Origin of the sequence: Pseudooctadecabacter jejudonensis (assembly GCF_900172275.1) — a bacterium.
In the GTDB taxonomy this organism is placed as follows: domain Bacteria; phylum Pseudomonadota; class Alphaproteobacteria; order Rhodobacterales; family Rhodobacteraceae; genus Octadecabacter; species Octadecabacter jejudonensis.
The window spans coordinates 340,418-355,886 of sequence record NZ_FWFT01000002.1; the positions used below are offsets into that span (position 1 = coordinate 340,418).

Below are 15,469 nucleotides of genomic sequence, written 5' to 3' on the forward strand. Positions count from 1 at the left end.
AGAGCGTGTTTAGAACTGCGCCACCAAGTTGATAAAGCTGCCGCCTTCGTCGAAATCAATATCCGTCAAATCGCTGGACACTGTCCCAAAATTATAGCCAACGCCCAGTTTCACGTTCGGCCCAAGGTTGCGGTAAACCGCGCCCAGCGCACCAAATTCCGTCGTCTCTGTCTGGTCAAACCGCATTGCGCGCACCTCAACCAAGGCATCCCAGTTGTGCAGGAAATGATAGCGCGCGTTGGCCACCAGAAGGGCTGCGTTGTTTTCGGTGAATGCCGTGGCGGCATCGGGCGCAGTCTCAGACAGGCGCACGCCGATTTTGCCGCCCAAGGTCCATTCCTCATTCAGGTCATAGGACGCATCAAAGCTGAGGACATGGCTGCGCTGCAGGGATCCTGGCGTGTCGCTGTTGTCCAGCTGCTGGCCGTAGGTGTCTTCCAGATAGCGGTAGCGGAACAGCATGTTCAGACGTTCATTGTCGATGGGGCGGTAGGCATAGCCCAGCTGCGCATCGATCAAATCACCGCTTTCGACGATGGTGCCATCGCCAGATGTGGTGGCCGCATCAAGACGGAAAATCAGGCGGCGTTCTTCATCGATTTTATGCGCGACATCAGCGACCAAAAGAACCGTTTCACTGTCTCGGTCGCTGCCAGACAGCGTACCATCATCGGTGCGATATTCTAACCGAGCGGACGCTGTCGTGCTGGCATCCTGATACGCCATCCCAAGCCCGAGGCCCCGACGCTCGTAGTCTCCATTCACATCATCGCGGACCTGTCCGAATTCGACAGACGCCGTGTAGGTCAGATAATCGGACACCTCATACGAGACACCATAGGCCGATGTCAGGGACCGATGGGCCCCGAACATATCGTAGGTGTTTTCGCCATAAGTGGACCAGCCACCACCCAGGTCGCGACTGCCGCCAAAGATCAGACGCCCGTCATCATTGCCCACCAAATCGACGCCCGCGATGTCGCGGTCGGGGTCGAGTTCGTATCCGAAGTAGGTGCTGTCCTGTTCACCACGTTCCTGACGGAAGACGATACGCGCGCCTGTGCCCTGATCCCCGTCGGACACTTCGCCCTCAACCGTCCAGGTGTCGGCAAACGCATAAGATCCGCCGAGGCCAACGCGGTCATTCGCCTCGATCGTGCCGGACCGGTCCAAGGTGCTTTGGACGTAACCAAAGACAGTGAGGTCGTCGCTTGGCGCATAGGTCAGACGCACGGCGGCATCGGTACGGGTGCCGATTTCGGTGCCGTCATCGCGGTCGGTGTAGCCGAGCCCTGCCGCCAAAGTCAGCGCTGGGTTGAGGGCATAGGACACCTCAACCGTGCCTTCGCGTTCTATGTCACCGGCATCCGACGTCAGATCATCATAGGCCGCGGCAATCGACAAACGGTCACTGACCTGCGCATCCAGCGCCACGCCCCAAAGGGTTTCATCGGCGTCAATGTCATAGTCGAGGGTCGAAAATCCTTCGGTACGTTTTTCAAAATAAGTCGCAATCGCGCCCTCGGCCGACAAGCCCAGATCAGACAGGTTTGCCCCAGCCTCGAGCCTGTAGGCCTCACCCGTGCCGCCGGCGTCGGTCTGCGTGTCGAACACCAAACCCCCATCGGACGAAATGGAAGACGTGAAGCCCGGCCCTTCGCTGCGCGCGTAATCCAAGGAGACATATGCGGTCGGGCTTGGTTGCCACAGCAGATCGACACCGATGGCCTGTTGGTCATCGCCTGTGCCGTTGTCTTCGGACATGGCGGTGACGCCAATGCGGATGTCGTCTGTCACCCAAGCCTCGGCCCGTCCGCCATAGGCAAAGGTGTCAACGTCCTGTGCCGTAGGGCTGTATTCGTATTGCGCGATCAATGCGGTTTCCGTGTTCCCGCCGGGGGCTGTGACAATCACACCGTCGGTCCCGCCATAGCTCGACAAGGGTGCGGACAGTGTCACGACGCCTTGGATGTAGTTGATCGAATAATCCTGACCCGCGACCAGTTCACGTGTTTCCAACACCCGACCTGTCGACGCATCGCGGACCTGAACACTTATGGTTTCCGACCCGATCCCGATGTCTGAGCGGTTGAGGAAATAAACAGCCCCGCCGGTGCCGATCAGCACATCGCGTTGCGCCAGCCGTTCGGGCTGGGCCGAGTAAAGATCAACCGAAGCGCGAGGCGCGCCCTCAGACGTCACATCCGAGGTCTCATAATGGCCCGTCAGGCCATAAAGTGTGCGTTCGTTGCGCAGATAGCCGCCCTGCACCTGTGCTTGGTAATTGCCCCACAGGAGGAAATTGTTATCCCTCTCCACCCGCAGATAAATACGACCTTGGGTCGGGGTATCATCCACGATGGTGCTGTCGTCACCATAGGTCGGGTACAGATCATCCGGGTCGATGCGCAGCAGCACCGAGCGCGGATCGCGTTCGTCCAGATCTGACAACAGATCTTCAAGCGGACCAACACCCGTGTCGATCTGCGCCGTAAGTTGCACGCCATTGGCGAAGTGGCCGTTTACGTAGCCCGCAGCCCGCCCTTCGCTGTATGTTTCAGTCACCCCGTCCGAGCGACGCGTGCCGTAGGTCAGATCAGCGGTCGCAACATAGAACCAATCGGCGCGCGGCACGGTGATGTCACGCACCAGATCGACGTTCTGGCCCGCACCGGTCACTTGCACCCCAACAGGATGCGCACCAGCTGGCAGGATACGTTGTACGGCAAACCGGCCTGACGCGTCCGGGCGGATCACCTCACCCATGGTTTGCACCCGCGCGCCCTGCGGCACGGAGGAGCCGGACACCGTCACAGCGCCACCGTGCACGGGTATTCCGCGCCGCGCGGTGGCATCTGTGCCGTCTTCAACGCCGTCTGCACGCAACCGACTGTCAGCGCGGTTCAGGGACAGAGGTGCCGTTTCATCATACCGTCCGCGCGCATCGTAGACGCGGTGGGTGGCATAGATGTCGCCATCGGGCACCTGAACCGTGGTGGTGCCATTTGGCGCGATGGGCCGTGTCGCCACCAAACGCGGGGCACCGGCACCGGAGGTGTCATAGAGGCGGATTTCGCCACGTGTGACATAGGCCGGATAGTTCATCGCAGATTGCAGGGTGACAGACGGACCGACGGGGCCCTCAATCTCCAGATCAAGAACGGGGGTCGCGGTCAGGCCGTCGTACTGAATGCGCACATCTGCCTGATCCAGCTGCGCGTCCGGACGACGGACCTGCTGTTGAATAGAAGCATCCCCTGCCGTTGGCGCACCGTTGATTGTGATCAGAAAGCCCGCACCCTCTTGCGCGATGATCGGTGTGGCGAAGGTCACGCAGCTGCCCAGCAAAACTGCGCGCAAGGGCAAACGAGACGACATGAACTGAACCATTACTGGACCCTCGCAATCGTGGTTTCGATCCGCAGGCGATAGGGGCCGCGCCAGCGGTCATTGATCAGCGCCTCTACCGCGGCCAGACGCGCACGCGCTGTCTGATCGCTTTCGCCATTGGTGTAGTAGGTCAGGCGCAGCACGGACGGCGTGCTTTCGATTTGTGAGATCAACCCATCGACGCCTTGTTCAAGCCCCGCGACCGGTTGATCCGATCCCGCAACAAAGGCCGCTGCCAACAAATCAATATCCACCAGATTTGCTAAGGTCGCGCCAAAGTTCATCTCAGCCATAATACCTGCGGTCAGGCGCAGCGTCCGTGGGTTTTCCGATGTGACGCGGTAGCCCGTGGGCAAGGACCGGTCATCCAGTTTCAGGGTGAAGTTCGCCCCCGTCGGTCCCGGCAATTCGGCGCAAGGCACGCTAAAGCGGCCATAGGCATCGGTGGTGATTATATCACCCCGCACCGTCACAAGGTGCACACCTGCAAGGCCAGGTTCGCCCCGTTCTTGCTGATCAATCACCTCGGGTGTCACCGCGAATTTGCCGTCATTGAACGTCTGATCCGAAATCGGCGCGCGCGCATCAGGCGGCGGGTCTTGGTAGCCGTTGCCGTTTACGTCATCAAAAACCTTGCCGATGACATCCGTGCAATCAAACACTGCTTCGGGCGAGACGGTGAACGTCGCGGTCGCCGCGTTTGAGATTTGATCGCCTTGGTTGTCCAGAACGAACACCTCGTTCGTGTATGTCCCGACCCCATCCAGCAAAAGCGCGGACAACGTAATCGTCACGGTGTCGCCGCCCCCGATGGTCACGCCGTTCCATTCAAGACGCCGGCCCGTCCGATCAGGCGCAGGGGTCGACGCGCCGTTGAACGTGGCGCTGTCCGGCACATACGTCAGGCCTGCGGGAAGCAGATCGACCAAGGTCAAATCAGCTTCCGGCGTGCTGTTTCGGTTGGTAAATGTGATTTCATAGTCAATCACCGATCCAGCCTGATACGGCCCTGCGGACGTAATGGCCTTGTCGGCCAAAATGTCCGGATCCGCGTCGCTGGCCGCCACACCGGTCGAAGCCGTCAGGTCGGCCGCCGTGAAGTCACTTGAGACGACAGCGGTGTTCTGTCCCGCAGGGGAGCCTGCCGCGATGTCGTAGCGGACGGTGATTGCGATCGTAGCTGTGTCACCAACGTTCAGTGTAGATCCAGACGCCAGTGTCTGCGTGACCGTTGTGCCGTTATATCCACTGTTCGCCCCGCCTTCGGCCAGGCCGGTCACCACAGGTGTCGACACGCTCAACAACGTGGCGGGGGCGACGAAGGCTGTCATGTCATCTAGGACGGACAGATCGCGGTGTGTCACGTTGCCAGCATTTTCAACCGTGATGGTGAAGACCGTTTCAATCGTTGTGTCGACGATCCGTTCGGGCACAGACGCGACCTTGTTTACGATGAGGGCTGGATCTTGTGGAATGACCACGCCTGTCGCGTCGTTGATCACATTGCCGTCGGTGTCGTCCCCATTGTCAGACACATCCGTTACGGGCAGCCCCGTGGGTGTGGTCCCCGTCACCGAGGCGGTGTTTGAAATGCTGCCATTGTCCACATCATCCTGCGTCAAGGTATAGGTCACCGTCCACGTCAGGGATGCGCCCCCCGCGATGGTCTGACCAGAAACAGCCGCAGGGGAGATGCTGTCAGGCGTCAGAGGTGTGCCATCGCCACGGGTCAGGGTGTCCGTCAATGTCAGCCCAGACAACGACACGTTGCCCAGATTGGATGCGACAATATCGAACGTCACGACACTGCCCGCGCCCGTGGGGTCCGCCGATGTAACGGTTTTCACCACGTCAAGCTGCGGCGCGGGCGCGATCACAATCGCTGTGGGATCGTTAACGACATTGCCATCGCCATCGTCGCCATTGTCCGACGAATCGGACACGAAATCGCCGAGGGGGCCAACACCAAACACATTCGCCACGTTGGAAATTCCGCCGGCGTCCACGTCGTCTTGGGTGATTTCATAATCGACGGTCCAGGCGAAGACCTCACCCGGGGCAAGGATCGTTTCAGACGCATTGGGGGCCACGCGGACGGGCGCAGACACCTGATCAGACAGATCGGTCCCATCGTTGCGCGTCAGAGTGTCTGTGACCTCAACATTCAAGATGTCGACGTTGCCACGGTTCGCGGCCTCAATCCGGAAGGTGACGATTTCGCCAACAGCCGCGGCCGCGACTTGAACCGTTTTCGTGACATCCAGAACAGGGTCCGCCGTAATCGGAACCAACGTCGGGTTGTCATCGCCATTGCTGGCGTCTCCCTCATCGGACACGTCCTGTGCCGGGGTGCCGTCCGGCCCAGCGGTGACCGCCGTTACGGTATTCGACACGCCGCCCGCGTTGATATCGCTCTGCAGGATTTCGTAGGTCGCGCGGTAGATCCAGACCTCATCCACATCAATCCGATCGTCGCCATCCAGATCCCCCGACACCAGTTCAAACGGGGTCGTCAGGAATGTCGGACGTCCGGTCCCGATCCGCGTCATGCGGTCTGTAATGACGGGTTCGTCCAACGTGACATTGCCGGTGTTTGTCACCCGCAAGGTGTAGGTGATCGTCTCGCCCAGTGTGGTCGAAGGCACCTGCGCTGTTTTCACCACCTCAAGCGACGGGGCCGCATCAGGGCCGTCTGTCGTGATGGTATCGGTTGCGGATGTGGGGCGATCAAACAGTGTCTCACCGGTGACGGTCGCCGTGTTTTCAATGGTGCCGTCATCCACATTCTGCTGCGTCACAGTGTAGGATGCCGAACAGCTGACGTTATCGGTCGCCCCTACGGCCAGTTGGGCAATGGTGCAAGAAAAGCCGGGGATCAGCGGATCGGTCACTTCGAGATTTCGCAACGTGAACGGGCCATCGTTTGTCACCGCGAACGCATAGGTGACCGCCGACCCAACGGGGCCGAAGGGCGACGGGTTGGCCGTTTTGACAAGGCTGATGCCGGGCGTGGTATCAGGGCCAACCGCTGTCGCATCACCAAGGCTTCCAGTGACGTTTTCGCCATCTGGTGTCAGACCCTGTGCCCCCGCAAGGTTCACAAGCTCCCCGCTGTCCATCTCAGCTTGTGTGATGGTCAAGGTTGGCGAACAGGTGAAATCCTGCCCAGGGGCAAGGGTGGCAACCTCACACACCAGATCGGGGATGAGGCTGTCCGTCACCACAATATTGGTCAACGTTTGGTTGCCGGTGTTGGTTGTGGTGATCGTGTAGGTCAGCACATCGCCGATGGCGTCATAGCGCGTGGGGTTCACCGTCTTGACGGTTTCTAGCGCAGGGGCTGTATCTGCCAAAACCTCTTCGGTGACGGGGGCGCTGGACACAGGTGTTGCAGGGTCATTGCCAAAGATGGTTTGCGCAAAGGCTGTGTTCAAGACCGTCTCGGCGTCCAGATCCTCTTGCGTGATCGTGTAGGTGGCAAAGCATGACACCGTCTCTGTGGGGATCAGGTCGGGGTTGGTCGCATCTGGAACATAGCACGCAATCGGATCATCAAAGTAGTCGTCGGTGATCGTAATATCTGACGCGAAGGACACCGTGCCCGAGTTGGTGATGATGTATTCGTACGTCAGCTTGTCCCCGATGGCCGAGAATGTCCCGTCTGCCAATGGGGTGTCGGATGCATCCGTCACCGTGCGGATCACCTTCTCGACGGTCAGCGAGGGAACGCCATCGGCGGGGATTGTCTCGCTCGTCAATGGGCTTTCAACGGCGCCGCTGGACGCAGATGCAAGGTTTGTCACACTGGACAGTTGAACGTCTGTCGATGTGACCGTGTAGGTCGCCATGCACACCAATGCCCCCTGCGGGGCCAATCCGCCCGCGGGCAGCGCGGGACAGACAACGGTATCGATCAGGTTGTCCTCCACAGTGATCGGATCGGTCAACGTCAAGTTGCCGGTGTTGGTCACGGTGTAGGTGTAATCGACCTCTGCCCCGACGATGAAGTCAGCCGATGCAATCACTTCGGCCTCTTTCACCACTTCCAACGCGGGCAACTGCAGCGCAGGGGTTGAGGTGCTGTCCGTCACCGGATCGGCCCCCGGAACAGACGCTGTGGCCGTGTTGTCCACTTGGCCGGTGTCGATATCTGTTTGTATGATGCTGTAGCTGCCTTCGCAGGTCGCCACCGCACCGGGGGCGAGGGGCGGCGCGGGGCAAACGATTGTTCCCCCTGCATCAGTGATCAAAGGGTCCGAAATCGTGATCGGATCCGTCAGGGTGATGTTGCCCGTATTCGTCACGATGAACTGATAGGTCAAAACATCATCAACGGCGTCGAATGTTGGCCCGCCCGCGCTGAGGATTTTATTCATCGTAATCGACGGTTCCGCCGGAATGGTCACCGTCGCGGGGGTGTCGACATCATCCGTCACGGGTAGGCCCGTTGGCGGTGTGCCAGACCCAGTCGCCACGTTGGAAACGCCGCCAGCGTCAACATCGGGTTGTGTCAGGACATAGGTCGCAAGGTAGCGCGCGGTTTCGTCCACCTGCAACGTTCCCTCTGGCGATCCGCTGCTTGCACCCGCAAACGACGGGCCAGACGTCAACGTAAGTTCGGTGCCGTCCGCGCGGGTTAGCGTGTCGTCGCTGACCGCGACGCCTGTCAGGGTCACATTGCCCGTGTTGCGCAACACGATCTCAAACGTGACGGTTTCATCGACGCCTGTGTTTTCCACCAGGACCGTCTTGGTCGCTTCGATGGATGGATTTGCTGGGATCACAAACGGGGTGGACGTGTTCCCGGCCCCTGCCCCGTTGTTCGACACGTCAGACACATCGGTATCAAACGGTGACGTTCCGGTGGCCGTGGCCGAATTGGACAGCCCGCCTGCGTCAACGTCATCCTGCGTCAGAGTATGAACGATCTGGTAGGTCCAAACCTCACCTGGGGACAAATCCGCGCCATCGCCGCTGACCAGGGATGGTGTCGGGTTTGGCGTGATTCTGGACCCGTCGATCCGGCTGAGCCTGTCGGTCAAGGTGATCTGGTCCAGTGTCACATTGCCGATGTTTTCAACAGTAATGTCAAAGGTGACGATATCGCCGGCCTCAAGCCCTGTGTTCGCGGACACGGTCTTGTTGGCTTGGATAGCGGGGGCCTCAGCCTCGGGGGTGACGCTGGCGTCATCGGTCGCTGTGGGCGATGTGCCATCCGGACTGGTGGAGGTCAAAGACACCGTGTTTGTCAACGCGGCACCTGCATCAATATCGGCCTGTGTCACCACATAATCAGCCGTCAGTGTCGCGGTGCCATTCGGCGCCAGTGTGCTGACCGTGGCAGAGGGTTGGATGCTGAGCGCTGCTGTGCCCGATGCTGATGTGTGCTGATCATCTAGCATGATATCGGTCAACGTCACGTTGCCGGTGTTACGGATGGTGTAGGTGTAGGTGATCGTGTCACCCTCAGCGACATTCGCCGTGGCGTTGGCGACCTTTTCGATGCTCACACCCGGGGTGCGAACCGATGGCACGGTTTCAGATGCTTCCGCGCCATTTGGATTGTTGGGATCGAACGGAACCTCTGTCGATGAGACATTTGCAATGTTGGTCACGCCACCGTTGTCCACATCTGCTTGGGTGGTGTCATACGTCGCGGTGCAGGTGATGAACCCAAGCGGCGGGATACCCATTGCGGTCAGCGGTGGACAGGTCACCGTCCCGATTTTGTCGTCATCGATCACGGGGGTTTCGAACAACGTCACGTTGCCCGTGTTCGCGACCGTATAGGTGTAGGTGATCGTCACATTGTCGGCGGCAAAATCATCAAGGTCCGCCTCTTTGACCAAGGAGAACCCAGGCTCCCTCGCGGGGCCGATGCTGCGCAGGGTGCCAGTCTGGGTGATTTCGTCGGCGTCCGGCGTGCGCGGCTGGCCTTCGGCGGTGGCAATGTTGTCGATAAAGCCGTTGTCGATATCCGTTTGCGTCACCGAATAGACAAATTCGCAGTTGGTGTCGGTGTCGCCGGGGGCAAGTGTGCCGATGTCACACTGACCGGCGACTATGCTGTCTGTCACAGACACATCATCAAGGGTGATGTTGCCGTTGTTGGTGACGCTGATGCGGAAGGTCATCTCCTCACCCTCAGCGGAGTAATCCGAACCGGGCTCACCCGATGTCAGGCTTTTGACCACAAGCAGGGAGGGATCGAATGCCTCGACCTGTTGTGTCGCGGTATCTGTTGCGGACACCGGTGTTCCGCTTGGGTTGGTGGCAGTGGTTGTCGCCGTATTGGACAGATCCTGTACATCAATGTCGGATTGCTGGACGGTGTAGCTGCCCTCGCAAATCAGAATGCCACCGGGCGCGAGGTTCACAATCGTTGGCGCTGCAATGCCGCCCACTGTACAGGTCAGATCAGGGATGCGCGGATCGGTGATCTGCACATTCGACAGGGTCTGGTTGCCCTCATTTTCGGCCGTCATCCGGTAGGTAATCATGTCACCTTCGGCGGCTGGATCGTTTCCGGCAATGACCTCTTTCAGTAGGCTCAACTCAGGCTCTTGGACACCTGTTACCTCTTCGATCGCGGCAGGCGACAGAACGTCTTGACCGCCGAACACCGTTTCAGCGACGGCGGAGTTGACCACAGTGCCCGCGTCAAGATCGGCCTGCGTGACGGCATAGGTTGCCGTACATTCAACGGATTGACCCACCAAAAGCTGCCCCCCTGGTCCGGCAGGACAGCTGATCGTGCCTGAAATTCGGTCATCTTCGACAGTGATCGCATTGGCAAAGGCCGGTGCTGGCGCCCCGTCTGATGTGTTCGTGACCGTGTAGGTGTAGGTGATGATTTCGCCCAAGGTGCTGAACGATGTGACATCGGCCTCTTTGACGATCGACAAGGCCGGATCGGCAGTGTCAGGGGTCACGACACTCGCCGGCGGCGACGTGATCCCGTCCGCACTGGCTGTTGCCGTGTTGGTGATCGAGCCGAGTTGAACGTCCGTCAGTGTCACCGCATAGGTGCCCGTGTAATCGAGGAACTGTCCCGGCAGCAATCCACCCGCAGGGAAGGTTCCCAACAGCATCAGACTGGCTGGATCGATGATGCTGTCATTGACCACGGGCTGGGTGGTGATGGTCGTGTTGCCTTCGTTCGTGACACGGAAATCGTAGGTAAATGTCTGACCGGCGGCAAAGCTTCCGCTGTTGGCAAGATCAAACGTCTTTATGATGCTCAGCTCCGGGGACTGGATCGCAACGGCAATGACGCTGTCGCTGTCAGATGGAACCGGATTGCCGCCGAACGTCGCTACGGGGGAGGCCGTGTTGGTGATCTGGCTTGCATCAATGGCGGGCTGTGTCGCAGTCCATATATGGGTACATTGCGCACTTTCGCCCGGATCAAGATCAACCGTGGCACAGGTCAGGCCGTTGCCGATCTGGTCATCATTAACCGTGATCGGGGCCTCGATTGTGACGTTGCCGTTGTTGGTAATCGTGAAATCATAGCTCAAGCTGTCGGTCAGTGCGGCAAACGTCGTGGGTGTGCCCGGCGTGATGACCTTTTCAATATCAAGGCTTGGGGTCTGCGTTGCCGTGACCGTTTCCGTCTCAAGCCCGGAGCCAACGGTTGTTGGTCCGCCCGGAACTATGGTTTGGGTCACAAAGGCCTCGGCCTCGTTCGTGACAAATCCTGCGTTCAGGTCTTGCTGCGTGACCGCATAGGTGGCCGTGCAGGTGAGGGTGCCGCTCGGCGGGATCCCTGCGGCTGGCGTGATGGGGCACGTCACGGTTGTCTTGTCATCGGTCACCGTGATTGGACCGCGCAGGGTGATGTTGCCTGCGTTGGTGACGACATAGTCGTAGGTCACCTCGTCACCGAGATCGCTAAAGTTCGCGCCCGAGGTCGCGGTTTTGACCATCGTGATCGCGGCCACCTGTGCAGGGCCTGTCAGGGTCACGTCATCTGTCGCGGTCAAGGTGCCATCGGTCACCGTTACGGTGTTGGTAAGCTGGGCGCGGTCAATATCCGCCTGCGTGATATCGTAGGTGTCTTGCAGGGCCGTCGTGCCATCGGCGCAAAAATTGACCGTCCCGCCAACAGGAATGGACGGAAGGGGGCAGGTAAAGCCGGTCAAATCATCGGTCAGGGTGAACCCCGTCAACGTCACGTTGCCGTCGTTTGTGACGCTGAATGTGTACAGCTCAGACGAAGGAAGGCTGCCGAATGTGCCGCTGTTGTCGTTTTCAGATTTGACCACCGAAATGGCAGGCACCGCGTCTTCGACATCGACGATTTCGTCATCTGTCGCGGTCGGTGGTGTCAGGCCGGCCTGGGGCGTCGCCGTGGCCGACACCGTGTTCGTCAGATCATTGCCCGCATCGATATCATCTTGCGTCACTGTATAGCGTGTCGTCACAGTCGCTGTCTCATTCGGCCCCAATGTGGTGATCACGTTTGAGGGGGCGAAGGTCAGCGTCGCAGTGCCCGACGCGCTGGTATGAGTGTCCGTGAGGGTGATGTTGTCCAGCGTCGTGTTGCCGGTGTTCGTCACAACGTGGGAATAGGTGATCACCTGTCCTTCTTGCACGTCCGTTGTATCATTCGCGGTCTTTTCAACGGTGAAGGTCGCGGTCCGGGTGGGGCCTGGTGTGGACACAGAACTCTGAGAGGTTGGGGCCCCAGGTGCATTGGCCTCTGCAACGTTGTCAAAGGACCCTGCGTCGATGTCGTCTTGGGTGACGGTGTGTGCGGCAATACAGGTCGTATCGTCGGTGATCATGGGCGCCAGTCTTGGAATGGTGCAGGTCAGGCCGACCTGCGGGTCCGTCACCACGATATCGTTCAACGTCAGGGTGCCTGTGTTGGTGACCGAGAAATTATAGCGGATTTCGTCGCCCACAGCGGCAAAGCTGCTGACATTTGCCGTCTTGTCCAAAGACAACGCACGGATCTGGGTGGCAGGGTCCGCAGTGACCGTTTCGGACGCCGTGGCGGACAAAATCTCACCGGTAGGGGCCGTGCCGGAGGCGTTCGCCACGTTGTCGATCGTGCCAAGATCCAGATCAGCCTGTGTCACCTCATAGTCGCCTGTACACGACACGGTTGAGAACGGCGCGATGTTCGTAAACGTACAATCGAGCGCGGGAATTTTGACGTCCGTGACCTCGGCCATGGCGATGGTTTGTGCGCTGTCATTCGTCAGATCGAATGTATAGGTCACCGTCGATCCAACCGCGCCGAAATCGGCGGGGCCTGTCTTCACAAGGGACATGGCAGGGACGACGGAAGACGGAATGGTTGCCGTCGACGATGGCGATGTAACGATATTGCCAAAGGGATCGGTGAAGCTGGCGGTCGCTGTGTTTCCGATCTGACCGGCATCAATATCGGCTTGCGAAATGGTATCGAGGGATCCCGTACAGGTGAACGTGCCCCCAGGGATCAACGTCGCCGGCTGGGCGCACGTGACCGACGTCACCTTCGGGTCATTGATCGAAATGACCTGTGACGATGTGATCGTCGTTGTGCCTGAATTGCGAACGGTGAAGGTGTAGTCAATCGTGTCCGTCAAGGATGAGAACGTCTGGGCGGGGTTCGTCAGGGTCTTGGTCAGATCAAGATCGGGCGCGCCAAGGTCAAACACGATCGCCGTGTCTTCGTTCGACGTTGTGGCACCTGATGAGGCCGTGGCACGGTTTGTCACAAATCCTGCCGCAACATCGTCGTTGTCGAGGGTATAGGTGTTGACACAGACAATCTGCGACCCGGTGACAGGGGCCGGTGGGATCGGGCCAGGGGCACATTCAAACGGTGCGCCGATGCGGTCGTCATCGATAAAGATCGGGGCGGTCAACGTCGTGTTGCCCGTGTTTGTAACGGTGAAGGTGTAATTGACGACCTGACCGTTCTGGAAAGACCCCGCGGGGACCGGATCCGCCGCTTTGTCCAGCAGCAGTGCTGGCATCTGGTCCGCGTTCACGGTCAGCGATGTGTCATCCGTATCAACCGTGTCCCCTGTTTGCGTGGTGCTGGACGCCGAGGCAATGTTGGTGACAAATCCCGCATCAAGATCGTCCTGATCCACCACATGCGGCGCGTCAGAGGTACAGGTGATCGACGCGCCCGCACCAATGGTTGTCACAGGGCAACTGACAGACACCTTGTCGTCCGTGATCGTCGGGTTGAACAGATCGACGGTTCCGGTGTTGGTCAAAACATATTCATAGTCGATCGTGTCGCCCAAAGCATCAAACGTCGTGTCCGCGCCAGCGGGCAGCCTCTTCACGATGGTGAGGCCCGTGGTGATCACGGCAGGCACCGTCACATCGGCGGTTCCGGTGATCGGAACGCCGCCCACGGTGATGTCCGCCGTTGCGATGTTTTCAACCTCTTCGGCGTTCAAATCGGGCTGCGTGATGCGGTAATCTCCGGTGCAGATAATGGTGGCATTCGGCGCCACGGTGCCTGCCGGACAGACAACGCTGCCACCTGCGTTTGTGATCAGGGGATCAGTGATCGCAGGGGCGGCAGGCCATGTGACATTGCCGGTGTTCTGGATCGCGATTTCAAACTGCAGCAGATCATTGACCGCGTCGAAATTGCCCTGAATGGCTGTCTTGGTGATCGTCAAAGCCGGGGCCGCTGCTGGGCCATCCAGGCGTTCGTCGTCCGTATCACCGACATTCGCACCGTTCGGATCTTGGCTGGCGACAGTGGCGACATTGACCAGTTGTTGGCCCGACAAGGCGAAGTCATCAATATCGTCTTGGGTGACGGTATAGGTGGCCGTACAGGTCGTGGTATCGTTCGGAGCCTGCGGCACAAGGCTCGCGATTGTGCAGATGTTGCCGGGGATTTTGTCATCGGTCAGAACGACATCGGTCAACGTGGTATTGCCGGTGTTGTTTATGACATACGTGTAGGTGATCACCTCCCCCACTGTTGAAAACGCCGCGCGGTCTGCGGATTTCAAAACCTCGATTCCGGGGGCAAGGGCCGTGGACGATGTGATTGTGACCGTGTCCTGTACAGCACCAAGGCTGCCGAATTCGGGTGTGCCAGACGCTTGCGCGATGTTGGTCACGGTTTGGCTGTCGAAATCGTCCTGCGTGATGGTGTATTGGCCCGTGCAAGTCGTAGACGACGTCGTCCCCGAACTGGTCGTTTTGGGCAAAAATGTCGCGGCACAAGTGATCGGTGTTACGATCCTGTCGTCGGTCACGCGGATGTCGTTGATATCCACCGAACCGATGTTGGTGATCAGAAAACTGTAGGTGACCACCTCTCCCGCTGCGGCAAACGTGGTGCGATCCGCGGTTTTCTCAAATTCGTACCCTGGGGCAATTGTCCGCAGGCTTTCCGACGGCAGGCTGTTGCCGCGGCGGAAGTCCCAATAGTTGTCGTTGGGATCGCTGTCGAACACCTGTGTGGTGGTTTGCTGCGTGGTCAGGATGTTGTCCATCAACACCGGATCATCCGAGAAGAACCAGCCCGTGTTGAAAGAGTTGTTGCCGAAGCCCTGTTCAAACCCAAAGCTTTGCGTGCCCGAGTTGTCCGTTTTTTCTGTGCGAATATCCGACCAATTCCCGACGTTCACGCCGTTCATAATCAGATCAATATCATCCTCATCGAACCCGTTGGTCTGGGTGTCGCCGTCATATGCGGAGAAGCGGACGTACATCCGGTCAATCCGTGTACCGAAATAATCCGAACATGTCCGCACGCCGCAATCCAGCGGGATCGGGTTGTTGATGGTGAACGGATTGCCTCGAAAGCCCGAAGGACTGCCGCGGAACTGAAACCCGCGAAAGGCACCGGCCGGGTCGGAAAACTGATAATAGACTTGGCCGTTGGCCCCAATCAAAACGATCGCAACGCCCCCTGCTTCGGGATAAGGCCCGGGCAGGGAAATGCCTTCGTTCGGAACGGTAGTTGTAAACGGCGTCGCTTGCGCCTCAATCGGCGCAGACACCATAGCCGCCACGATGGCTGCTGCCCCAAACCACTTCGCCAAAGTCCGCTTCAAGACATCGCCCTCGCTCACAACCATTCTTAGGTGTATTTATCCGA

The 15,469-nt window shown here is 59.0% G+C and carries 2 protein-coding genes; both read right to left on the minus strand.

Annotated elements, in window-relative coordinates:
* Nucleotides 1–9: 9 nt before the first annotated feature.
* On the minus strand, nt 10–3,390 hold the full coding sequence (locus PSJ8397_RS06835; RefSeq protein ID WP_235000606.1) for a porin family protein: 3,381 nt from the start codon (nt 3,388–3,390) through the stop codon (nt 10–12).
* Entirely contained in the window at nt 3,390–15,449 is a 12,060-nt protein-coding gene (locus PSJ8397_RS06840) for a beta strand repeat-containing protein (protein WP_085863843.1), read from the minus strand. Before PSJ8397_RS06840 ends, PSJ8397_RS06835 begins: the two co-directional genes overlap by 1 nt.
* Nucleotides 15,450–15,469: the final 20 nt, after the last annotated feature.

Bases quoted from the DNA above. Each gene is read 5' to 3' on its own strand.
- PSJ8397_RS06835 (WP_235000606.1), bottom strand. From the start codon at position 3,390: ATGGTTCAGTTCATGTCGTCTCGTTTGCCCTTGCGCGCAGTTTTGCTG.
- PSJ8397_RS06840 (WP_085863843.1), bottom strand. From the start codon at position 15,449: ATGGTTGTGAGCGAGGGCGATGTCTTGAAGCGGACTTTGGCGAAGTGG.